This is a genomic window from Streptococcus parasanguinis, from assembly GCF_015557775.1.
Taxonomy (GTDB): domain Bacteria; phylum Bacillota; class Bacilli; order Lactobacillales; family Streptococcaceae; genus Streptococcus; species Streptococcus parasanguinis_AA.
Window position 1 is genome coordinate 152,834 of record NZ_JADNOY010000003.1, and the last position, 22,790, is coordinate 175,623.

Sequence of the window (22,790 nt, forward strand, 5' to 3'; positions counted from 1 at the left end):
ATGCGTAAAGAATTTCTAGTCTATCAAAACAAAGTATACTCTAATTTTGTGAATTATATAAATAGTTATATCCTGCTTTCGGAAGATCCAGCGATGTTGGATGAAGGCTACATCCCCTATAGTTCCTATGTTTCCGATGCCGGTGAAGGTATATACGGAAAGCTTATTTCTTACAGCGAGGTTAGTCAAAGGTATGTGGTTTATGATCGTGTCTTGTATAAAGATCATGAATTTCAAATTGCTGGTCAAAAGCGTGGTGATGATGATTATACAGCACCTGATTCCTACGTGCGACTCCTGGTTTTTGATAAAGAATTTCTAATTGAAAACAATTTAGCTAATGATGCGGTGTTAATGGATGATAAATATGGCCAGACCATGTATGCTTCAGGGAAAATCCCTATCAGCGAAGTAACCATTCTACGTCGTAGAAAAAATCTACCAGTAGACAGAAGGAAGAAAAAATGAAATCAGTTAATTTTACAATTAAAAGCACTCAATCACTAAGGATTGGAGAGGTTCTTCAAGCAGAACCCTTTGAATGTTATAGTGTATCCGCTAAGGATACGAGCTTAAAACCCTCTACAGACTCTCTTATCTCGGATTTTCATTCTGTGCAGTTTGGAGTCAAAGGGAAGTCTAGCCTAGGCTTCCGTCTATCTTTCGACGGTCAAGTTTATCAGGTAGCTGTTCCAGATTTGGCGACAGCTTCTGACTGGACCGGAGCCTTGATGTTCTTGAAAACCTTGCTCATTCTCTTAGATGTAAATGTCTGTGAATATGATGGCGTGGCTTATGATAAAGATTCCATTCTAGAATTTCATTTCACAGATATTTTCTTATCAGCTCTTTCAGAATTAACCAAGGAAGTAAAAGTCCATCCTATAGTTGAAGTAATGGGAGTGAGACGTCCTATTTACATCAATGAACTTTATCTAGGGCAAATTATTCATGTTTCTGACGATCAACTCCTAGATAGCTATGATCAACGCTTGCGCTTTACCCAACAGCTAAATGCTTATTACTCTGAGCAGCAAGTTTTTAAAGTAGAGCAAAATGGTGAGGACATCCTTATCCCTATTAATTATCTAAATAGTGAAGCGCGGACAGTCCTACCAGCATACCCTGAGTTGGAACCTCAATATTTGCAACAGTATCGAGGAAGTAAGGTTGCAGTAGCACGATTATTCATTATGACAGCCGATGGTGAAAAACTAGCCGAGGTTCCTTATCGACAATTCTTAGAGTCGTTGACCGAGGGCATATATATGTTGGATGCCAAATACGTTCTGGTTGACCCGATTTCACCTGATAGATTGCAACAAATCATCGATAATTTACCAAAATAGCTAAAGTTAGGGATTTTATATTCTGTAAAAAATTTAAAGGATTACAAAATATGGCTCTTTATCAACTGTAGTGAGTTGATAAAAAATTACAACCTGGAGAGAACCGAATTGGTTCTCTCCTTTTTTAATTTCAAGGAGATACGTAGAATAGTCTTTTAGTTTGTTAAAGTTTTGAAACCTTTAATATCTTTAATATTTTTGATCAGTTGATGAGTGTTCTCAATACCACAAACGAAAATAACTATCTCACTGACAGTTGCTTTCCTAAGGAGTTTAAGACCTTATTTCAATCTCTTATATTTTGTGGCTCTTCCGATACCTTCTCGCTGGGTCTCGCCTCTAGCTACTAATTTTCTTATTCTTTCAGATGCGATAATGTCAAGTATGTATACAAAAGCAGAAGAAATATTTTCTGAAAAAGAATCCATGATTGGTATTTTGGGTAAAAAACCTGAATTAGAAGAATATTTACCAATTCTTAAACTTTTTGATAGAGAAGGAGAGAATCTATTTTCGGATGTGACAATTTCTTCAGAGTATTCTGTAGATGGTAAGGAATATATAGTGAATAGTCAGGAAGAATTTTTATCGTTATTATAAAAGGTGAGAAGAAAGAATGAATACTAAAGAATATTAACCCAGACATGGAGAGAAATCATCGCTAGTCTGGTGATTTTTTCGTCTTCACTTCTCCCTCGAATTAATCCTTAAATTGTGATAAAATAAGGGTTACGAATGTTTTTGAATGGCCTGTTTTTTCTTAGAAAGTAGGTTACTCAAAAGCGAGCAAAAGAATCAAGATCAAGGGAGAAACAATGTCCAACACCTTTGAAATTTTAATGGATCAGCTGGATATGCCGCTGGAGATGCGATCTTCCAGTGCCTTTTTGCATGCGGAGATTCAAGAAGTCGTGGTGCACAAGGTTAGTCGGGTTTGGGAGTTCCGCTTTGCTTTTGCGGAAGTTTTGCCGATTGCTTTGTTTAAGGAATTGCGCCAGCGCTTGAAGGACGAATTTTCAAAGACGGGAAACCAGGCGACCTTTACCATCCAAGTGGCCAATCAGGGCTTTTCTACTGATTTATTGCAGGCCTACTATCGTGAGGTCTTTGAGGATGGGCCTTGCGCCAGTCAAGGATTTAAGGGGCTCTACCAAGACTTGCAGGTGCGCGCGGAAGGGCAGGAATTGATCATCTCTGGGCCTTCTTCGGTTGATACGGAGCATTTTCGTAAGAATCATTTGCCCAATCTTGCCAAGCAGTTGGAATCCTTTGGTTTTCCGCATTTCACCTGTCGGGTGGAGTCTGATGAGGAGTTGACAGAGCAAGAAGTGGCACGCTTTGAGGAGGAAAATGAAAAGATCTTCCAAGCGGCAAATGAGGAGACTCTGCGGGCTATGGAATCCTTGGCTCAAATGGCTCCGCCGCCAGCAGTTGAAGAAAAGCCGGCCTTTGATTTTAAGGCTAAGAAGGCTGCGGCTAAACCTAAGCTAGACAAGGCTGAGATCACTTCGATGATCGAGATTACGACAGAAGAGAACCGAATTGTCTTTGAGGGTGTGGTCTTTGACGTGGAGCACAAGGTGACACGGACCGGTCGGGTCTTGATCAGCTTTAAGATGACCGACTATACTTCGAGTTTTTCTCTTCAGAAATGGGTCAAAAATGAGGAAGAAGCCCAGAAGTTTGACATGATCAAGAAGAACAGCTGGCTACGGGTGCGGGGAAATATCGAAATGAACAATTTCACGCGCGACTTGACCATGAATGTCCAAGACATCCAGGAAGTCGTGCATTATGCCCGCAAGGACCTGATGCCAGAAGGCGAGCGCCGGGTGGAATTCCATGCCCATACCAATATGTCGACGATGGATGCCCTGCCAGAAGTCGAAGAGCTGATCGCCAAGGCAGCTGAGTGGGGCCACAAAGCGGTAGCTATCACTGACCATGGCAATGTGCAGAGTTTCCCGCATGGCTTTAAAGCAGCCAAGAAAGCTGGAATCCAGCTGATCTATGGGATGGAAGCCAATATCGTAGAGGACAAGGTGCCCATCACCTATAACGAGGTAGATCTGGACCTCAATGAAGCGACTTATGTGGTCTTTGACGTGGAAACGACGGGACTTTCGGCCATTTACAATGACTTGATCCAGGTCGCCGCTTCTAAGATGTACAAGGGCAATGTCATTGAGGAGTTTGATGAGTTTATCGATCCGGGCCATCCTCTGTCCGCCTTTACGACCCAATTGACAGGGATCACCAACGAGCATGTCCGTGGGGCTAAGCCCTTGGTACAGGTCTTGAAGGAGTTTCAGGCCTTCTGTGAGGGAACGGTTCTCGTTGCCCACAATGCCACCTTTGACGTGGGCTTCATGAATGCCAACTATGAGCGTCATGGTCTTCCCAAGATCACTCAACCGGTCATCGATACCCTGGAATTCGCCCGCAACCTCTATCCAGATTTTAAACGGCATGGTTTGGGGCCATTGACCAAGCGCTTTGGGGTAGGCTTGGAGCATCACCACATGGCCAACTACGATGCGGAAGCGACGGGGCGCCTGCTCTTTATCTTCATCAAAGATGTCGCTGAAAAGCACGGGGTGACCAATCTCAAGGATCTGAATATCGATTTGATCGATGAAAATTCTTATAAGAAGGCTCGAGTCAAGCATGCGACTCTTTATGTCAAGAATCAGACCGGCCTTAAGAACATGTTTAAACTGGTCTCACTTTCTGGGACCAAGTATTTCGAAGGAGTCCCTCGGATTCCCAAGACTGTGCTGGACGCCCACCGCGAGGGCTTGATCCTCGGATCGGCCTGCTCAGAAGGGGAAGTCTTTGATGCGGTCATGTCGCAAGGTGTGGATGCGGCAGTCGAAGTGGCTAAGTACTACGACTTTATCGAGGTTATGCCACCGGCTATCTATGCGCCCCTCATTGCCAAGGAGCAGGTCAAGGACATGGACGAGCTCCAGACCATTATCAAGAGCTTGATCGAAGTGGGGGATCGTCTCGGCAAGCCCGTTCTTGCGACAGGAAATGTCCACTATCTGGAGCCGGAAGATGAGATCTATCGGGAGATCATTGTCCGTAGTCTCGGTCAAGGGGCCATGATCAACCGGACCATTGGGCACGGAGAAGATGCCCAGCCAGCGCCTCTGCCAAAAGCGCATTTCAGAACTACCAATGAAATGCTGGACGAATTTGCCTTTTTGGGAGAAGACTTGGCGCGCAAGATTGTTATTGAAAACACCAATGCACTCGCAGAGACCTTTGAGCCGGTCGAAGTGGTCAAGGGGGACCTCTATACGCCATTTATCGACAAGGCCGAAGAAACGGTTGCGGAATTGACCTATAAGCGGGCCTTTGAGATCTATGGTAATCCGCTCCCTGATATTGTCGATCTGCGGATTGAAAAGGAATTAACCTCTATCTTGGGGAATGGCTTTGCCGTGATTTATCTGGCTTCACAGATGCTGGTGCACCGTTCCAATGAGCGGGGCTACCTGGTTGGATCGCGTGGATCCGTCGGATCTAGCTTTGTCGCGACCATGATCGGGATCACCGAGGTCAATCCACTTTCGCCTCACTATGTTTGTAGCCAGTGCCAGTACAGTGAATTCATCACCGACGGTTCTTATGGATCTGGTTTTGATATGCCGGACAAGGATTGTCTAAACTGTGGCCATAAGCTCAGCAAAAATGGACAAGATATTCCTTTTGAAACCTTCCTTGGTTTCGATGGGGACAAGGTACCCGATATCGATTTGAACTTCTCTGGGGAAGACCAGCCGAGTGCCCACTTAGATGTCCGGGATATCTTTGGGGAAGAATATGCCTTCCGGGCAGGAACGGTAGGTACGGTCGCAGCTAAGACCGCCTATGGTTTTGTCAAGGGCTATGAGCGGGATTTTGGCAAGTACTACCGAGATGCCGAGGTCGAACGCTTAGCTCTTGGTGCAGCTGGGGTCAAACGGACGACCGGTCAGCACCCGGGGGGAATCGTTGTTATTCCAAACTATATGGATGTCTATGACTTTACTCCGGTCCAGTATCCGGCAGATGATGTGACCGCTGAATGGCAGACCACTCACTTTAACTTCCACGATATCGATGAAAACGTCCTCAAACTCGATGTCCTGGGACATGATGATCCGACCATGATTCGGAAGCTCCAGGACTTGTCAGGTATTGATCCAAATGATATCCCTATGGATGATCCAGGGGTCATGGCCCTCTTTTCTGGGACAGAAGTGCTAGGGGTAACAGCCGAGCAGATTGGAACACCGACAGGGATGTTGGGGATTCCAGAGTTTGGGACCAACTTTGTTCGGGGCATGGTCGAAGAGACTCATCCGACGACCTTCGCAGAGTTACTTCAGCTCTCTGGTCTTTCTCACGGTACCGACGTGTGGTTGGGAAATGCCCAAGACTTGATCAAGGCGGGCATTGCCGATCTATCGACCGTTATCGGGTGTCGGGACGACATCATGGTGTACCTCATGCACGCGGGTCTCAAGCCTAAGATGGCCTTTACCATCATGGAGCGCGTGAGGAAAGGGATGTGGCTCAAGATCTCAGAAGAAGAGCGCAATGGCTACATCCAAGCCATGAAGGAAAACAATGTCCCTGAATGGTACATCGAGTCCTGTGGAAAAATCAAGTACATGTTCCCGAAAGCCCATGCGGCGGCCTATGTTATGATGGCCCTTCGTGTAGCCTACTTTAAGGTACATCATCCACTTTATTACTACTGTGCTTACTTCTCGATTCGGGCCAAGGCTTTTGACATCAAAACCATGGGTGCAGGCCTTGAGGCCGTGAAAGCGCGGATGAAAGAAATCGCTGAAAAACGCAAGAACAACGAAGCTTCTAATGTAGAGATCGATCTCTACACCACCCTTGAGATTGTCAATGAAATGTGGGAGCGGGGCTTCAAGTTTGGCAAGCTAGACCTCTATCGCAGTCAGGCGACAGAATTCTTGATTGATGGGGATACCCTGATTCCGCCATTTGTCGCTATGGATGGTCTGGGAGAGAACGTTGCCAAGCAAATCGTGCGGGCGCGTGAAGAAGGAGAATTCCTCTCTAAGACCGAGCTCCGGAAGCGCGGCGGTGTTTCGTCCACCCTGGTTGAAAAGATGGATGAGATGGGCATTCTTAGCAATATGCCAGAGGATAACCAGTTGAGCCTCTTTGATGATTTGTTCTAGAAACAAAGGAGGAGAACATGAAGGTAGAAATTTTTGCAGAAGACAAACCAGCTGAAAAAGTCTTTGAGTACAAGCTAGAAGTGGCAGACAATGTGCTGCTCCTTTCCACCGCGATGATCTCAGGAGCGATTGCTCTAGCCGGCTTATTTTCAGCCTTGAAAGATTAACTGACAGCCTCTATTTTCCTTTTGAAAATAGAGGTTTTTCAGTCCTTTCAGATCTGATAAGTGTTTTCTTTGGCACTGGATTGTGTTACAATTTTTAGTGACAAGTGTTTGTAACAAGGAAACAGAAAAAATGAAACAGAGGAAAAGCGCGTGGCAAGATATTTAGTAGGGCCTTACAATAATAGTTGGAACTTTATGGATGCGCTTGAAAAAGCGCAGGATGGTGATACCATCGAGTTTGAAAATGGGTATGTCTTTCAATGGCCGACAAATAAAGTGATCGAGATCGACAAGAACCTTCATTTTGTGGGGCATGTGGTCCCAAATCCAAATGGCAATGGGCGCATGTTTAACAACACGATTGAGGCTTCCTTCCGATTTGTAGAGGGAGCTCAGGTGACATTTGAAGATCTGTGGTTTAAAGTTGGTGGGAATTACACTACCTTGCTCTTATGGAATAGCTCAGATATCATCTGTAAACAGGTCTATTTTGAAGCAACCACTCCAACAAATAATGAATTTTTTATCTATATGGATACGCATTCGAAGTTGACACTGGAAGGAGTCGGGATGAAGGTTCCGGAAAAACACCAAAGTGCCATCGGTATGTCCGCTTCGGAATTGTCTATTCGCAATTCAACGATTTTTTCTAAGATTGATCTGTCAGAAGGATCTAAATTGACCTTAGAAAATGTCCATATTGAAATATTTGGGAATAATACGATCCATGCCAAGGACTCAGAAGTGATCGCAAAAAATTCAACGATTACAGGCGGGGATCTGGAAAAGGACTTTCCACCAGTTTGGTTGAGGAATGTCATCTGGGAGTCTGAAAACTGTAAAATTGAGTTGCCTACTGGTACTGGGGTCTGTCTTGATAATAATGTTCAATTCAATTCGGATTCGGATCATATGACCTCCATCAATTCATACAATAGTATGATCCGAGCTCACCAGGCTACATTTACAGAATTTTTATGCGTCTATGAAGAGTCCTTTGCTTCCCTGACTGGAGAAACAACCTTCTTGAATGAGAATGCCGAAACCATTTCATTTGGCGTTTTTGATGATGGTGTGCTGATGGCTGAGCATATGATTTGTCATAAGATTGCGGATCCCAATATACGGCTTCAAGGTGGAGCTTTTGCGAAGGTGGGCACCATGACCTATAAGCAAGGGGATGCGCGTGATCTGACCAAGGAAATTGAGGATGACTGTGATTATCTTGTCGGTAGAGAAGTGGCCAAGGGCAATGCGCAAGTCGTTCCTACGGGACAGACGACGGATTCAACGGTGGCTCCAACCACCGCAAGAGACTCTGAACCAGAGAAGAAACAAGATGCTCTTCAAGAACTCAATAGCCTGATTGGTCTTGAAAAAGTCAAACATGAGATCAAGAAAATGATCAACATGGTGGAATTTAACAAGAAACGAATCGCCAGTGGCAAGGCTCCTGAAAAGCAAACCTTGCATGCTGCCTTTATGGGAAATCCTGGTACAGGGAAAACCACTGTGGCCCGTCTGTTGGGACAAGTGCTCTTTGATGCAGGTGTCCTCTCAGGAGAAGAATTCCGTTTCGTGGAAGCAACGGAGTCCGATCTGATCTCTTCAAATATTGGAGGAACAGCTGAACAGACCCAAGCCCTGCTTGAAAAAGCGCGAGGAGGCATCCTCTTTATTGATGAAGCCTATAGCTTGGATAAAAAGGACAGCGGTGCGGACTTTGGGATCGAGGCGATCAATACCATCCTCAAATTTATGGAGGACAATCGTGACGACATCATGATTATCTTTGCCGGCTATACCAAGGAAATGGAGGAGTTCTTAAAGACCAATCCAGGCCTTCGTTCTCGGGTACCAAATAATTTCATCTTTGAAGATTTCACAGGAGATGAGATTGTCCAACTGGGCGAAATGATCCTAAGCAAAGGGGACTACAAGCTCGAAGACCGGGATTATTATGCGCGTCATGTCAAACGGGCCTATGATGGCTCGCTAGATAAGAGCAATGGTCGCTGGATCCGTAACCTGGATGAGCAATTGACCAAGACCATGGCAGATCGGGTAGTGGCCCAAGGTTCCGATGATATTGAGACCATCCTCAATAGCGATATCGATGCTGTCCTTAACCAAGGCAAGTACCAGGCAGGAGCCGACAAGGAAGAAGATGGGATGGCCGCCCTCAATCGTTTGGTTGGCATTGCCAAGGTGAAAGAGCAAGTGGAACAGTTCGTAGCCATGGCTGAGTTCAACCAAAAACGGGCCGAACAAGGAGGAATCGTCGAAGATACGACCTTGCACTCCCTCTTTCTTGGAAATCCCGGTACAGGGAAGACCACCGTTGCCCGCATTTTGGGTAACATTCTCTTCCAAAAAGGGGTGATCAATCAGAAGAAATTCATCGAAGTATCGCGGAGCAATCTGGTTGGAGGCTACCAAGGTCAAACAGCTTTGAAGACGCGTGAAGTTTTGGAGAGTGCACTGGGTGGTGTCCTCTTTATCGATGAGGCCTATACCCTCTTTACCGGTGTAAATGATGATTTTGGGAAGGAAGCTTTGGATGAAGTCCTCAAATTTATGGAGGACCACCGTCGTGATATCGTCATTATCTTTGCTGGTTACACGAAAGAGATGCACGACTTCTTGCAGGTCAATTCAGGTCTGCAAAGCCGAATCCCGACTACATTTGATTTTGAAGACTACAGCCCAGATGAGATCGTGGAGATCGGTCTGTTAGGATTGCGTAAGCAAGGTTACCAAGTCAATGAAGCTCTTTATGGAGAGATTGTGAAAGGGAATTATATGCGTGCCAATGACCATAGTAATGGTCGCTGGGTTCGCAATCTCAATGAAAAACTCTTGCGCCAAGTATCAACTCGGGTAACCCGTGAAGGTAGTACAGACTACAATTCCATTTTGGATCAAGATTTGGAAGCCTTGAGAGAGAATAGCAGTTCTGAACAACCCCATACCGTGGATGATCAAGGCTATGTTCTTCCTTAAGCTAGAAGGAACAAGAAAAAGGAGGCTGGGACAAAAGTCCTAGCCTCTCAATTATTTTTGGATTGTCGAGCAAGACGCAGTGGTTGAGTGGGCTCTACTACGCTGATTTCATCAGCTTTTACAGCTCTACTCAACTGTGCGGAGGTGGGACGACGAAATCGAATTCTAACGAATTACCGATTTCTGTCCCGCTCTCTTTTTGCATGAACTTATGGTATACTAGGAGAAGATTATTCACTTATGAAGGAGAAAACAATGGTTTTACCAAATTTTAAAGAAAACCTCGAAAAATACGCTAAATTGTTAGTGGCGAACGGCATCAACGTGCAACCTGGCCATACCTTGGTCTTGAACATTGATGTGGAACAAAGAGAATTGGCCCACTTGATTGTGAAGGAAGCCTATGCTTTGGGTGCGCACGAAGTGATTGTCCAATGGGCCGATGACTTCACTACCCGGGAAAAATTCCTCCATGCACCGATGGATCGTTTGGACAATGTGCCAGACTATAAGATCGCGGAGATGAACTACCTCTTAGACCACAAGGCTAGTCGCTTGGGTGTGCGCTCGTCTGATCCAGGTGCCTTAAATGGTGTTGATGCAGAGAAGCTTTCTGCCTCAGCTAAGGCTTTGGGCATGGCCATGAAACCAATGCGCATCGCTACTCAATCCAACAAGGTCAGCTGGACCGTTGCTGCTGCAGCAGGACTGGAATGGGCGAAAAAGGTCTTCCCAAATGCGGCGAGCGATGAAGAAGCAGTGGATCTCCTGTGGGATCAAATCTTCAAGACCTGCCGGGTCTATGAGGAAGATCCAGTCAAGGCTTGGGAAGAGCATGCAGCTATTCTCAAGAGCAAGGCAGATACACTAAATAAGGAACAATTCTCAGCCCTTCACTACACAGCGCCTGGCACCGATTTGACTCTTGGCTTGCCGAAAAATCACGTCTGGGAATCTGCCGGAGCCATCAATGCCCAAGGTGAAAGCTTCTTGCCAAACATGCCGACAGAAGAGGTCTTCACAGCTCCTGACTTCCGTCGCGCAGAAGGTTATGTCACCTCTACAAAACCGCTTAGCTACAACGGAAACATCATCGAAGGGATCAAAGTGACTTTTGAAAATGGAGAAATTGTGGATATCACAGCTGAAAAAGGCGATCAAGTCATGAAAGATTTGGTCTTCAAAAACAAGGGAGCGCGTGCCTTGGGTGAATGTGCCCTCGTACCAGATCCAAGCCCAATTTCCCAATCAGGCATTACCTTCTTTAACACTCTCTTTGATGAAAATGCCTCTAACCACTTGGCCATCGGGGCAGCCTATGCAACCAGCGTAGAAGGTGGTGCAGAGTTCACGGAAGAAGAACTCGAAGCAGCCGGCCTTAACCGCTCAGACGTTCACGTCGACTTCATGATCGGCTCAAATCAAATGAATATCGACGGCATCCGAGAAGACGGCACCCGCGTCCCAGTCTTCCGCAATGGAGATTGGGCAATTTAAGGAGAAACTATGATTGGAAGTATGTTTGTCGGTCTTTTGATCGGACTTCTAGCTGGAGCTATCACCAATCGTGGCGAACGCATGGGATGTTTTGGGAAAATGTTCCTGGGCTGGATTGGTGCCTTTTTAGGACAATTACTCTTTGGTGCTTGGGGACCAAGCCTAAACGGTACAGCGATTATCCCATCGATTCTTGGTGCCATGATTTTATTAGCCATCTTCTGGGAAAGAGGAAGCTAGGTTTAACTTGCTAAAACAGATAGAGTGGTTGGAAATCTTCCAACCTCTTTTTTAGTCAAAACTTGATCATCAAAGTAAAATCAGGTATGATGGAAGGTATGTTCTGTTATGATTAAATAAGATAATTATGGCTGTGGTAGACTGGTGAAAAGTTAGTTTAGTTTCTCCGTCTAAGAATGAAACAGTATAGAAAGTAAGAGACATCTATGTTTAAACCCGCAAAAATCGAGTATTTACCGAAAATGAATTTTCGATATCGTTTGTTAAAAGTAGAGAATGAATGGTATTTAATGGAAGTCGATCGGCCAATTATAACAAGTTATTTTCTTCCATGGTTTACCTATTTTGTCCCTCATAAAGGTTATCAGCTAACAGAGGATGAAGTAGAAGCAATAGCTCCGAAAGTGCTTGAAGGAGATAAGAACATGCTTTCAACTCAGACTAAAGTGGGGATCTCAACACTTGGTGCTGGTTCCTTAGCAGTTTTACTAGGTAGAGCTTTTCCGATAGAGGATTATTTATATTTTACTTCCCATCTACTGAATCTAGTGTTAATGATCCTTGTTCTATGTATTGTTGTTGGGCTTCGTATTTGGCTGAGCACTAGGAAAATAGAGACTGGAATGATGGCTTCTAAGAAAGCTAAAAGAATCTATTGTCGCCCAGCAAAATTTAGGATAGTACTAAGAAATCTTTTATTGTTGATAGTTCCTTTGTTTTTGTCAAGTGCAATGATTTACTCAGTTTTGAGTAAAATTAAACCAAATCTAATTGTTCATATGGTCCTATTTGTTACTTCATTTATGTATTTAGCATCAGCTATTTTAGGTTTATATGCTCCAGGCGACGATTTCAAAGCTAAAATCAAGTAGATCCAGTCGAGTAAAACCCAGAAGCAATAGCAGCGTCCATCTGCTTTTGGCCCTTAAAACAATTTTTTAGAAAGGAGCATGCTATGAAAAATGAAAAGAAAGTCGATATTAAGCAGGCGAACAAAGTCTACTTTAAAAGTTTAGCCAATACACGCGCTTCAGCGGCTATGATGATCAATTCGTGGACAGGCGTATTTCTGTTCGCATTTGAAATCCTTTGTTTTTATTCGTATGATGTATCGAAAGGTATAAAACCATTTAGTCATTGGTTTTTTGATATCCTCGTCATCTATTGTCTTTACCATATCATTGCATTTTTCTTGCCGTTAATGGGGGCATTTATATATAGAAGACAAGTGTTGTCAACGACTCTACTCTTATTCACCTATGTAGGAATGTTTTTATCGCTCCAAGTCATGGGCTTGCTCATCATTGTTTCTGCTCTTGCAAATAAGGAATTTGAAGTAGGTTTCCCGAAATATGGCTTCATCGTCATTACTTTTCTTGTGATTTGTACCTTATTGGGCTTTATTTATCATCATTTTTGGCTTAAGAAGCAGTTAAAGATTGGCTTTTCACCAACTAGAACCCTGGGAAATTATTTCGCAAAATCAAGTAGTTACAGTAGCAATGCCCTAACGATCATCTTCGTCTGCTCCATGATAGGAGCGGCCCTTACTGGCTATTATGGAGTGGTGCTAGGAGTATCCGTAAGCATACTATTCAGTTACGCTTTTACTCAATTGCTGACAGAAGTGGGTTACCTCTTGTATTTGAAAACGAAAAGCAAGGATTACTGGGAGGATGAACCTGAGGAGAATCCGACGTTGTGGGATTTACTATGGGGTTGGTTGAAAGGCTTCAGTCTGAAAAAAGCTAAACTTCGCATTCCGTTAGAAATAGTATGCTATCTATTGATGTTTGTAGCACTTGATCATTTAGGATATGCTGATGCAAAGGTAAGACGACCAATTTTATTAGTGTGGTTTGTCAGAATGGTTACCCTAGGAATCGTCTTGGACCTCTTCATTAGCATAGCGCGTACCATCATGCGCAAGTTTTCGAATAAAAGGCAAGACAAAAAATAACAAAAAATACCTAACCGAGAGTTTTCTCAGTTAGGTATTTTTGTCGGTTACGCTATTCTAAAATCAAAAGTCCTTCTTTGATTTCAAATGGGTTGTTTGGGTTGATGCGGTCATAGAACATGATGCCGTTGGTGTGGTCGATTTCATGTTGAACGACGATGGAGTTGTAGCCTTTGAGTTTGATGCGTTTCTTTTCCCCATCTTTTGTGAAATACTCAACAGTCACGCGGGCATGTCGAACCACATAGCCTGGGACGTTGCGGTCTACTGAGAGACAGCCTTCCCCGTCGCCAAGAGCTGCATCTTGAACAGAATGGGCGACAACCTTTGGATTGTACATGACTTCTTGAAGGCTATAGGCTTCTTTTGGTGGGTTGCCATCGGCATCTTCTGGATTGGGAACCAAAACAGCGATGATCCGTTTTGAGATATCCAGCTGAGGGGCCGCGAGTCCCACTCCTCCACGGAGGCCGAGTTTTTCAGCCATGACAGGGTCTTGAGAATGGTGCAAGAATTGCATCATTTTTTCACCTAGGATAATTTCCTGGTCAGACAAAGGGAAGGTCACATCCTCCGCAACCGCTCGAAGTGTGGGATTTCCTTCGCGGATAATGTCATCCATATCAATCAAATGGGATGCTCTTGTAACTTTTTCAATTGCTTTCATCGTTTTACTCTCACTTTCTTTCTACCCTCCATGATAACACAAAAGAGCCTAAAATTAAAGTTATCTGTCGACGGTTTCCGCATGTTTGATGGACAAATCATTCATCCTTTTTGCATCTAAAATCGTATAGACTCTCCCTTCTCTTTGGACTAAGCCCTCTTCGATCATCTGCTTGATGACGCGGCTAAGGTGGCGGTAGCTGATCCCAAAATGCAGGGCCAGCTGATTCATCTTGGGCTTGAGGGTCCCATTTTCATCGCAATGTTCCATAAAATGAGTAGCGAGGCGTTCCTTGACCGAATAATGAAAGTTGGCAGGAGCCAAATAGTTGATCTGGTGCAATTTCTCAGCCAAGGTCTTGGCCGTAGAGCGCAAAAAGGTTGGATCAAGCAGGAGGCGCTTCTTAAAGTGCTGGGCTGGGAGCTGGACGACTAGCGAGTCTTGGTCTGCAATGACCGATGTGATACAGACCCGATCGAGCAGGAGCTCAATCTCTCCTAAGAGTCCAGGTTTTTCTTGGATTTCAAGGATTGTGTCGCTACCATTTTCAAGACTGTGGACGATCTTGAGCCGGCCTTTGAGAAAATAAGGAATGACATCTTGGTCAGAACCCTGGCGGCAGATATACTCTCCAGCCTGATAGAGAACGAGATCCAGCTGACTAAGACAGTCACCTGGAAAGATCTGATCCAATTGGTAGTCAGTGATGATCTCCATGAGTTTCGTAGATGGGGAAATTTTTTTCATCTTAATCTCCTAAAATAGGACAAATGTCCTATTTTTCTCTTTCTAAATTGATTATACTAGGATTCTATTGAAAATACTAGTTTGAATCTTTTCTAAAAAAAACTAGTAAAGTCAAATGTTACCAGTAAAGTGTAGGAAATAAAAAAATGAAAAAAACAATGGAAAGAATCAGTCTCTTGAGCTTGTCGCTCATGCTGATCTCATCTTTTTCAATTACAGCCGGTTTGCCAGCTATGAAGGCCTATTTCAGCCAATTCGGATATTCAGCAGGACAGGTGGAACTCTTGGTTTCCCTGCCGGCCTTTGCGGTTGTGGTCATGCTCTTTTTAAATAGCCTGATCGAGCGGTGGATGAGTGAGCGCCAGATGATTGTCGCAGGGCTCTTGCTCTTTTCAACTAGCGGCCTTGTGCCTTTGGTCGTGCAGGACTATCCTCTCATCTTTCTGAGTCGTTTTCTCTTTGGTTTGGGGACAGGAATGATCAATGCCAAGGCTATTTCGATTATCAGTGAACGCTACTCAGGCAATGACAAGACTCGGATGCTGGGCTATCGGGGGTCTGCTGAAGTGGTGGGTTCTGCCATCTTGACTTTTATGGTGGGACAACTCTTACCCCTAGGCTGGCCAGCGATCTTTGCTGTATATGGAGGTGGTTACTTGATTTTACTCCTCTATATCCTTTTTGTCCCCTATCCTAAGGGGAAAAAACAGTCTAGCTTGAAGGAGAAAAAGAAAGGTTCCGCACGCCTTCGCTCCCCTCAATGGCGTTTTAGTCTGATGCTAGCCGTGATTGCTGGTATCATCATTTGTTTCAATTCTATTATTAGTCTGCGCGTGCCGGATATCATTGTTGACGCTCATATGGGAACAGCGACAACAGCTGGAACCGTCTTGAGTCTGATGCAATTAACAGGGATTGTCGCAGGGGTAGGATTTGCTAGTTTGACACATGTTTTCAAAAAGAACTTGCTCATGATCATGTGCTTTGGTTTCGGTCTAGCGTTAGCCTTGATTGGCTTGTCTGGACAGCTGTGGAGCCTGGTTCTAGGAACCCTCTTGGCAGGATTTACCTACAGTACAGGAGTAACCAGTATCTTCTATCACTTATCTGAAAAAATTCCGACTAATCTTCTGAATCTTGCGACCTCGCTTGTCTTGATTGGCTGCAATCTTGGATCAGCCGTCTCCTCTTTCTTCATCCAGTTGGTGACGCCACTAGCTCCTTCCAATCATCTGCTCTTTGTCTTGATTGGTGCTTTGATGCTCCTAACAGGAGTCTTCGCCTCACAATTACTAGTACGAACGAAATGATTGAAAAATCATTTCGTTTTTTTAATTCAATCTATTGCGTCCTGTCACTAGCTCGTGTTATTATAGGAGGAGTGTGAAAAAAAGAATAGTTTAAAGGAAAAAATAATGAAAAGAATCATGGAGAAAGTGAGTATTCTCGCGCTTTCATTTATTTTGACGACCTCGTTTTCGATTTCGAGTGCGCAGTCGGCCATGTTTGCCTATTACAAGGGAATTCCTCACAGCATGATTGAGCTCTTGGTCTCGCTTCCTTCTGCAGGGATCATGGTTTCACTCATCTTCAATAAATGGATTGGGCGCCTATTTTCAGAGCGTCAGATGATTGTGATAGGCCTAGTCGCTTACGCTCTATGTGGCTTTATTCCCTTAATCAGTCCAGCTTATCCGGTTGTCTTTTTGTCTCGGATTATTTTCGGGATGGCGGTTGGCTTGCTCAATGTTTCTGCCATTGCCATTATCAGTGAGCGCTATAAAGGAAAAGAACGTGTCCAAACACTTGGCATTCGGGGTTCTGCAGAGGTTGTTGGGACAGCTGTTTTGACCTTTGGAGTGAGTCTCTTGATTCGCTTTGGCTGGCAGGCTGCCTTTCTCGTCTACGGTATCAGTATTCCAATCTTACTTTTGTATCTCTTATTTGTGCCATATAGTTCGAAAACAGTTGGTGTAGAGGAGAAACATCGGAATGATCAGATGACAGCTGGTCAATGGCGGACGGCACTAGGCTTAGCTGTTGTTGCGGCGTCGATCGTCTTATCTAATGTCATGATTACTGTTCGGATTCCAAGTGTGGTGGAGCAAGTTGGGCATGGCACTGCCCAAACTGCAGGGATTATGTTAGCAGCTATGCAATTTGTCGGGATCCTTGCAGGATTAGCCTTCTCACCCTTGACCCAGCTCTTCCGCGATCGCTTGTTGCTCGTTTCGGGAGTGGCCTATGGCTTGACCCAACTGTTGATCGGGCTTTCTACCAATCTCTGGATGCTTGCCATTGTGACCATCCTTGCAGGCTTTGCCTATAGTGTAGCTCTTACAACAGTTTACAATGTCTTATCTGATAAGATGCCCGCAGGGGTCTTGAGCCAGGCAACGTCCATGGCGGTTTTGGGATGTAGTACAGGTTCGATCGCAACGACCTTTGTCCTTAGTCTATTAGGGACTATCTCATCTGCTCCAGCCTTCATTTTTGGATTTTCTGGTATCCTCATGATCCTGATTTCCTTTTTTGGCCTTTGGATTGTGCGAAAGAGCGGGAAGACATCATGCGGCTAGATAAATTTTTAGTAGATTGTGGTGTGGGGAGTAGGACCGAGGTCAAGCAACTCCTCAAGCAAAAGAAAATTGCAGTGAATGGAAAAAAAGAGACAGCAGGGAAACTTCAGATTGATCCAGCCAAGGATCAGGTGACCTTTATGGGGGAAAATCTGGTCCATGAAACCTTTGTGTATTATCTGCTTCATAAACCAGCTGGAGTCATCTCAGCGACTGAGGATGACCATCACCAAACTGTCTTGGATCTATTGGATGAGACAGCCCGTCAAAAGGAAGTCTTTCCTGTCGGGCGCCTAGATATCGATACCCATGGCTTGCTCCTTTTGACCAATAATGGTAAGCTCGCCCATGCCATGCTTTCACCGAAGAAACATGTGTCGAAGGTCTACCGTGCCCAGGTGGCTGGGATCATGGATGAGGCAGATGTGGCCCGTTTTGAAGCAGGCATTGCCCTCAAAGACTTCACGACTTTGCCTGCGAGGTTGCAGATCTTAGAGGTGGATGAGACAAGCGCCAGCTCCTACGTCGAAATCGAAATCGCTGAAGGAAAATTCCATCAGGTCAAGCGCATGGTCGCTGCCTGTGGCAAGGAAGTGGTGGATTTAGAGCGGATTTCTATGGGTCCTCTAACGCTAGACCCAAGCCTGAAATTGGGAGAATGGCGGAGACTCCAGCCTTCTGAACTCAAGTCCCTAGAGGTCTTCGGAGTTCCCTTATAAGCAAAAAACCAAGAGGCTGGGACAAAAGTCCTAGCCTTTCAATTATTTTTAGATTGTCGAGCAAGACGCAGTGGTTGAGTGGCCTCTACTACGCTGATTTCATCAGCTTTTATAGCCCTACTCAACTGTGCGGAGGTGGGACGACGAAATCGAATTCTAACGAATGACCGATTTCTGTCCCACTCTCTATTTTTCTTTGTATCAAAAAAATGTACTTAAAATACAAAAAAGCATATATAATAGCTTGTCTTCTCAAAGTAAATCGATTATAATGAAAAAAGATGGGTTGTGCATAAAATCACAATATGTAGTGATAATTTTTCGACTCACATACCTTATCTAGTAAACGTAGAAAAAGGAGAAAAATCGTTTATGAAAAAGAGGCTTTATTCTGTTGTGATAGCAGTTGTCCTATTTTTGGTAGCGGCTTTAGGATTTGCCAAACCCAATAGTCCGGCTAAAGTCCATGCAGATACGATCAATGATGTTGTGACATCTGTAAACATCTCGAAATCAACTGGTGGGGCCATTACAGATCCACTCGGTGTTTGGGAAAGTTTTCAAGTTGAAGCAAACTTTGTGTTGCCAAATGGACGTGTAAAAAAGGGAGATCAGACCGTTATCCAACTTGGAGATGACTTTAAGGTCTTTGAAACGGATACCATTGACCTGCTGGATCCAAGTGGTCAAAAGGTCGCGACAGCAACGGTAGATGATCAAAGAAAAGTCATCACTGTAACCTACACGGATTATCCTGAAAGAATGGCCAATGTGACAGGGAAACTGCGTTTCTTTGCGCGTGTAGACCACCAAGTCGTCAAAGGGCAAAAGACACTTGATTTTACTCTCACGATCGATAAGAAAGTGATTTCAGGTGGGAATATCGATTACAAAGGGGTCAATCCGGGTGAAAATCCTCCTACTCCAGAAGTCTTTAGCAAATGGGGCTGGACCAACTCAGATAATAAATTAAAATTGACCTATACCTTGAACATTAATCAAGGTCACACAGCTCTTCATAATATTGATATTAAAGACCAATTGGCCTTTACAGATGGAAAAATCAAAGCAGATTCTGTCAATATCCATACTGGAACTTGGCAGATCGATAACGAAGATGGTGCCTATCATTTACGAGATACCACCAATGTCACCAAGAATTATTCCCCTGTTGTCAGTGCCGATGGTCGTTCTCTAACGGTTCACATCGGAGATCTAGCTCCAGAACAAGGAATGACAATTCGCTATGATGTTTATTTGGACAAGGTCCCAGCCATCAATACTTCCTACAAAAACAATGCGAAGATGACAGCTACAGAAATCAAGGAGCAAAATAAGGTTGCAGACATTCTGTATCAGTTCCTTGATGGAAAATTTAATGGTGAGAAATACTCCTTCACTATTCATAAAAAAGGTGAAAATGGTCAAGCGCTTGCAGGTGCTGTCTTTGCTGTGACAGCAGATGATACTGGTGAGCAAGTGGGAACTATTACGACAGATGAGAATGGTGTTGGTACCATTACGGGCTTGATCAAACAAGCTTATACGGTTCAAGAAATTCAAGCTCCAACAGGCTATGTTCTCTCTAAAGAACCTATCAAGATCAGCAAGGACGATTTTGGAAATGACCTCGCGATTTCTCGTGATGTTGTGAACCAAAAAGAAAAGACAAGCGTTGCTAGTCAAAAGACATGGAATGACAATGACGATCAAGATGGCAAGCGTCCGTCAAAAATCACAGTCAACCTCCTAGCAAATGGTGTCAAAGTCGCTTCTAAAGAAGTGAAACCAGATGCTACAGGAACTTGGGCTTATCATTTTGATAATCTCGATGTGGTCGATGATGCTGGCAATGTCATTGCCTACACTGTTTCAGAAGAACCTGTTGAAGGCTATGAAGCAACTATTGAGGGAACCAATATTACCAACACTCGGACACCAGAAGTTGTTGAGATTCCAGTAACGAAAGTTTGGAAAGACAATGACAACCAAGATGGTGTTCGTCCTGACAAGGTCACTGTTCGTCTCCTTGCAGATGGTACAGAAGTAGCTAGCCAAGAGCTAAGTGCAGCGACTGATTGGAAGACAGTCTTTACCAATCTTCCAAAATACAATCACGGCAAACAAATTGTCTACACAGTCACAGAAGACACAGTAGCCAATTACTCTGCTGCGATTGATGGAACAACCATTACCAATAGCTACAAGCCTGGTAAAACCAGCGTCACTGTTACAAAACGTTGGGAAGACAACAATGACCAAGATGGGAAACGTCCAAACACCATTAAGGTACAGCTTTATGCAGACGGCAAAGCTCAAGGAAAAGAAGTGGAACTTTCTGCTAAAAATAACTGGACTCATACCTTTAGCAATTTGCCTCTAAAAGCGAAAGGCAAAGAGATTCAGTACCAAGTGAAAGAAGTTGGAACAGTCAAAGGCTATACTAGTACGGTTGATGACAGTAACAAGGGAAATGTAGTGATCACCAATAGCCGCACACCAGAAGTAACGGAAGTAGCGGTCAAGAAGATCTGGGATGATGCAGACAATAAAGAGGGTCTTCGTCCTGAAAAAATCACAGTTCGCCTCCTTGCGGATGGTCAAGAAGTGGCTGTAAAAGAAATTACAGCTACTGATAATTGGCAGGCAAGCTTCACGGATCTACCTGTATACAAGGAAGGTAAGAAGATTGCCTACACGATTACAGAGGATCCAGTAGCAGGTTATACAAGCAACATTGATGGTTTCACGGTAACCAATCGTCATACGCCACCAACAACACCTCCTACCACCCCACCAAGCACACCGCCAACGACTCCGCCTACCACACCACCAACGACACCGCCAACAACTCCACCGACGACACCACCAACGACACCGCCAACAACTCCTCCTACAACGCCACCAAGCACACCGGAAAAACCAGAAACTCCAACTACACCAAAAGAAGGAAAGAAAAAAATTCTTCCATCAACTGGTGAAGTTGTTGCTTACGGATTGACCATACTCGGTGCCCTCTTAGCAATTTTTGCTTTGGCTTTGCTCTTGCGTGGTAAACGGAAAGAGAAATAAGCTTCATACCGATAAAAGAGGCTGGGACAAAAGTCCTAGCCTCTCAATTATTTTTGGATTGTCGAGCAAGACGCAGTGGTTGAGTGGGCTCTACTACGCTGATTTCATCAGCTTTTACAGCCCTACTCAACTGTGCGGAGGTGGGACGACGAAATCAAATTCTAACGAATTACCGATTTCTGTCCCACTCTCTTTTGAATAAGTTGCTTGAAGAATGATCCATCAAACTGTCCATATTCCCAAGGTTCTTTTTAGAAATGAGAAAAGCTCCTCTCAAAGGAAACATAAGTGTTTGACAGAAAGATGAAATCTTGGTAGAATAAGAAGGTCGAATAGACAACTAACTCTTTCTTGGTAGCAGGATATGCCAAACCTGCCACTCGGATAGAGCATAAAGAAAAGGAGCTTATCATGGCAATCTCAAAAGAGAAAAAAAATGAAATCATTGCACAATACGCACGTCACGAAGGTGACACTGGTTCAGTAGAAGTACAAGTTGCTGTCCTTACTTGGGAAATCAACCACTTGAACGAACACATCAAACAACACAAAAAAGACCACGCTACTTACCGTGGTTTGATGAAGAAAATCGGTCGCCGTCGTAACTTGTTGGCTTACCTTCGTACAAACGACGTTAACCGTTACCGTGAGTTGATCAACTCTCTTGGACTTCGTCGTTAATCTGCTCTATTTTCCACTTACGCTGCGTTGTCACCTTGCCTCGATATACTCGAGTATAATCTTCGGCTTCGGTTCCTAGCATCGTAAGGTAAAATAGACCAGATCTATCTCCCTTCGGGGAGATTTTTTGTTTTCAGAAGAAATCCGGTACAATCTTCGGTTCGTCGCCTTGTCTAGAAACGTTCTATCCAGCAAGAATGGAGCTCTCTGGATTCAGGGGGCTGTTTTCTTGTCTTTTCCTTATCGAACAAGATCCATCATTCTGAGGAAGTCGTTTTGTTTGACAGATGTAATATCTAGAGTTACAATTGATGCATCATAAGAAATAGAGGTTATCGATATGATTGAAATTACATATCTAGACGGTGCAAAACAAGAAAGAGTCATGCATTTTGATTCCTACGAAGAGTTTGAACGCTCCCAACAAGCCTGCTTGATTGGGGTAGCAGATTTTTATCCTGTTGTGAAACTGACCTATAATGGGTATGAATTGGATTACCAAGGGACTTACGGAGATGTCTTCTTCTATTTGATGAAGCAAGATTTGACGCAGTACCAAAACTAAAGGAGAAAGAAAATGGCAAAAGCAATTACAGACGCAACATTTGAAGCAGAAACCAAAGAAGGCTTGGTCTTGGTAGACTTTTGGGCAACCTGGTGTGGTCCATGTCGCATGCAAGCTCCTATTTTAGAAAAATTATCGGAAGAACTTTCGGAAGATGAGTTAAAAATCCTAAAAATGGACGTGGATGAAAATCCAGAAACAGCGCGTGCTTTCGGCATTATGTCCATCCCAACCTTGCTCTTTAAAAAAGATGGGCAGGTTGTTAAACAAGTAGCAGGAGTGCATACCGCAGCACAAATTAAGGCCATTGTGGCTGAGTTGAGTTAAAAAGCAA

The 22,790-nt window shown here is 44.2% G+C and carries 19 protein-coding genes; 17 read left to right on the forward strand and 2 right to left on the reverse strand.

The features are described 5' to 3' along the window. From I2F76_RS05530 to I2F76_RS05575, 10 genes are all read left to right on the forward strand, one after another. Entirely contained in the window at positions 1 to 468 is a 468-nt protein-coding gene (locus I2F76_RS05530) for a hypothetical protein (RefSeq protein ID WP_195487410.1), read from the forward strand. Next, complete coding sequence (locus I2F76_RS05535) at positions 465 to 1,349, forward strand: DUF4299 family protein (RefSeq protein ID WP_195487411.1); 885 nt, start codon at positions 465 to 467, stop codon at positions 1,347 to 1,349. The genes I2F76_RS05530 and I2F76_RS05535 overlap by 4 nt, the downstream gene beginning before the upstream one ends. A 375-nt stretch (positions 1,350 to 1,724) precedes the next feature. Further along, a complete protein-coding gene (locus I2F76_RS05540; RefSeq protein ID WP_195487412.1) occupies positions 1,725 to 1,949 on the forward strand; it encodes a hypothetical protein in 225 nt (74 codons plus the stop codon). Between the two features lie 215 nt (positions 1,950 to 2,164). Then, positions 2,165 to 6,559, forward strand: coding sequence for a PolC-type DNA polymerase III (locus tag I2F76_RS05545; RefSeq protein ID WP_195487413.1), 4,395 nt, complete (start codon positions 2,165 to 2,167; stop codon positions 6,557 to 6,559). 17 nt (positions 6,560 to 6,576) lie between these two features. Then, complete coding sequence (locus I2F76_RS05550) at positions 6,577 to 6,726, forward strand: hypothetical protein (RefSeq protein ID WP_118228571.1); 150 nt, start codon at positions 6,577 to 6,579, stop codon at positions 6,724 to 6,726. A gap of 150 nt (positions 6,727 to 6,876) precedes the next feature. Next, positions 6,877 to 9,729 carry an AAA family ATPase gene (locus I2F76_RS05555; RefSeq protein WP_195487414.1) on the forward strand — a complete coding sequence of 951 codons (2,853 nt, stop codon included), beginning with the start codon at positions 6,877 to 6,879 and terminating at the stop codon, positions 9,727 to 9,729. A gap of 255 nt (positions 9,730 to 9,984) precedes the next feature. Then, positions 9,985 to 11,226: an aminopeptidase gene (locus I2F76_RS05560; protein ID WP_070594811.1), complete on the forward strand. Its 1,242-nt coding sequence runs from the start codon at positions 9,985 to 9,987 to the stop codon at positions 11,224 to 11,226. Between the two features lie 9 nt (positions 11,227 to 11,235). Continuing rightward, complete coding sequence (locus I2F76_RS05565; protein WP_003010011.1) at positions 11,236 to 11,466, forward strand: GlsB/YeaQ/YmgE family stress response membrane protein; 231 nt, start codon at positions 11,236 to 11,238, stop codon at positions 11,464 to 11,466. A gap of 206 nt (positions 11,467 to 11,672) precedes the next feature. After that, positions 11,673 to 12,338 (forward strand): DUF443 family protein, encoded by a 666-nt coding sequence (locus I2F76_RS05570; RefSeq protein WP_070665111.1) that lies wholly within the window; start codon positions 11,673 to 11,675, stop codon positions 12,336 to 12,338. Between the two features lie 83 nt (positions 12,339 to 12,421). Further along, positions 12,422 to 13,426 carry a hypothetical protein gene (locus I2F76_RS05575; RefSeq protein WP_070665112.1) on the forward strand — a complete coding sequence of 335 codons (1,005 nt, stop codon included), beginning with the start codon at positions 12,422 to 12,424 and terminating at the stop codon, positions 13,424 to 13,426. Positions 13,427 to 13,478: 52 nt separating this feature from the next. Here I2F76_RS05575 and def read toward each other — a convergent pair whose 3' ends face one another. Together def and I2F76_RS05585 are read right to left on the reverse strand one after the other, a co-directional pair. Further along, positions 13,479 to 14,093 carry a peptide deformylase gene (gene def, locus I2F76_RS05580; RefSeq protein WP_003004253.1) on the reverse strand — a complete coding sequence of 205 codons (615 nt, stop codon included), beginning with the start codon at positions 14,091 to 14,093 and terminating at the stop codon, positions 13,479 to 13,481. Between the two features lie 60 nt (positions 14,094 to 14,153). Next, positions 14,154 to 14,840, reverse strand: coding sequence for a cyclic nucleotide-binding domain-containing protein (locus I2F76_RS05585; RefSeq protein WP_195487415.1), 687 nt, complete (start codon positions 14,838 to 14,840; stop codon positions 14,154 to 14,156). Between the two features lie 146 nt (positions 14,841 to 14,986). Between I2F76_RS05585 and I2F76_RS05590 the strand changes: the two genes are divergently transcribed. The 7 genes from I2F76_RS05590 (at position 14,987) to trxA (ending at position 22,783) form a co-directional block, all read left to right on the forward strand. Then, positions 14,987 to 16,150, forward strand: coding sequence for an MFS transporter (locus I2F76_RS05590; protein WP_195487416.1), 1,164 nt, complete (start codon positions 14,987 to 14,989; stop codon positions 16,148 to 16,150). A 105-nt stretch (positions 16,151 to 16,255) separates the two neighbouring features. Then, positions 16,256 to 17,419, forward strand: a complete 1,164-nt coding sequence (locus I2F76_RS05595) for an MFS transporter (protein WP_118397341.1) — start codon at positions 16,256 to 16,258, stop codon at positions 17,417 to 17,419. Further along, the gene (locus I2F76_RS05600) at positions 17,410 to 18,138 is read left to right on the forward strand and encodes a pseudouridine synthase (protein ID WP_195487417.1); all 729 of its coding nucleotides are present in this window, start codon (positions 17,410 to 17,412) and stop codon (positions 18,136 to 18,138) included. Before I2F76_RS05595 ends, I2F76_RS05600 begins: the two co-directional genes overlap by 10 nt. A gap of 372 nt (positions 18,139 to 18,510) precedes the next feature. Beyond that, a complete protein-coding gene (locus I2F76_RS05605; protein WP_195487418.1) occupies positions 18,511 to 21,210 on the forward strand; it encodes a Cna B-type domain-containing protein in 2,700 nt (899 codons plus the stop codon). A gap of 411 nt (positions 21,211 to 21,621) precedes the next feature. Continuing rightward, positions 21,622 to 21,891 carry a 30S ribosomal protein S15 gene (gene rpsO, locus I2F76_RS05610; RefSeq protein ID WP_003004251.1) on the forward strand — a complete coding sequence of 90 codons (270 nt, stop codon included), beginning with the start codon at positions 21,622 to 21,624 and terminating at the stop codon, positions 21,889 to 21,891. A 340-nt stretch (positions 21,892 to 22,231) separates the two neighbouring features. Next, positions 22,232 to 22,456, forward strand: a complete 225-nt coding sequence (locus I2F76_RS05615) for a DUF4649 family protein (RefSeq protein ID WP_021154401.1) — start codon at positions 22,232 to 22,234, stop codon at positions 22,454 to 22,456. Positions 22,457 to 22,468: 12 nt separating this feature from the next. Then, a complete protein-coding gene (trxA, locus tag I2F76_RS05620) occupies positions 22,469 to 22,783 on the forward strand; it encodes a thioredoxin (RefSeq protein ID WP_003013593.1) in 315 nt (104 codons plus the stop codon). Positions 22,784 to 22,790 lie beyond the last annotated feature (7 nt).

Excerpts from the sequence above, each read along its gene's own strand:
- I2F76_RS05615 (WP_021154401.1), top strand. The coding sequence starts at position 22,232 with ATGATTGAAATTACATATCTAGACGGTGCAAAACAAGAAAGAGTCATG.
- I2F76_RS05585 (WP_195487415.1), bottom strand. The coding sequence starts at position 14,840 with ATGAAAAAAATTTCCCCATCTACGAAACTCATGGAGATCATCACTGAC.
- I2F76_RS05570 (WP_070665111.1), top strand. The coding sequence starts at position 11,673 with ATGTTTAAACCCGCAAAAATCGAGTATTTACCGAAAATGAATTTTCGA.
- I2F76_RS05600 (WP_195487417.1), top strand. The coding sequence starts at position 17,410 with ATGCGGCTAGATAAATTTTTAGTAGATTGTGGTGTGGGGAGTAGGACC.
- I2F76_RS05590 (WP_195487416.1), top strand. The coding sequence starts at position 14,987 with ATGAAAAAAACAATGGAAAGAATCAGTCTCTTGAGCTTGTCGCTCATG.
- I2F76_RS05535 (WP_195487411.1), top strand. The coding sequence starts at position 465 with ATGAAATCAGTTAATTTTACAATTAAAAGCACTCAATCACTAAGGATT.
- I2F76_RS05605 (WP_195487418.1), top strand. The coding sequence starts at position 18,511 with ATGAAAAAGAGGCTTTATTCTGTTGTGATAGCAGTTGTCCTATTTTTG.
- I2F76_RS05575 (WP_070665112.1), top strand. The coding sequence starts at position 12,422 with ATGAAAAATGAAAAGAAAGTCGATATTAAGCAGGCGAACAAAGTCTAC.
- I2F76_RS05530 (WP_195487410.1), top strand. The coding sequence starts at position 1 with ATGCGTAAAGAATTTCTAGTCTATCAAAACAAAGTATACTCTAATTTT.
- I2F76_RS05595 (WP_118397341.1), top strand. The coding sequence starts at position 16,256 with ATGAAAAGAATCATGGAGAAAGTGAGTATTCTCGCGCTTTCATTTATT.
- def (WP_003004253.1), bottom strand. The coding sequence starts at position 14,093 with ATGAAAGCAATTGAAAAAGTTACAAGAGCATCCCATTTGATTGATATG.
- I2F76_RS05540 (WP_195487412.1), top strand. The coding sequence starts at position 1,725 with ATGTCAAGTATGTATACAAAAGCAGAAGAAATATTTTCTGAAAAAGAA.
- I2F76_RS05550 (WP_118228571.1), top strand. The coding sequence starts at position 6,577 with ATGAAGGTAGAAATTTTTGCAGAAGACAAACCAGCTGAAAAAGTCTTT.
- I2F76_RS05565 (WP_003010011.1), top strand. The coding sequence starts at position 11,236 with ATGATTGGAAGTATGTTTGTCGGTCTTTTGATCGGACTTCTAGCTGGA.
- I2F76_RS05545 (WP_195487413.1), top strand. The coding sequence starts at position 2,165 with ATGTCCAACACCTTTGAAATTTTAATGGATCAGCTGGATATGCCGCTG.
- trxA (WP_003013593.1), top strand. The coding sequence starts at position 22,469 with ATGGCAAAAGCAATTACAGACGCAACATTTGAAGCAGAAACCAAAGAA.
- I2F76_RS05560 (WP_070594811.1), top strand. The coding sequence starts at position 9,985 with ATGGTTTTACCAAATTTTAAAGAAAACCTCGAAAAATACGCTAAATTG.
- rpsO (WP_003004251.1), top strand. The coding sequence starts at position 21,622 with ATGGCAATCTCAAAAGAGAAAAAAAATGAAATCATTGCACAATACGCA.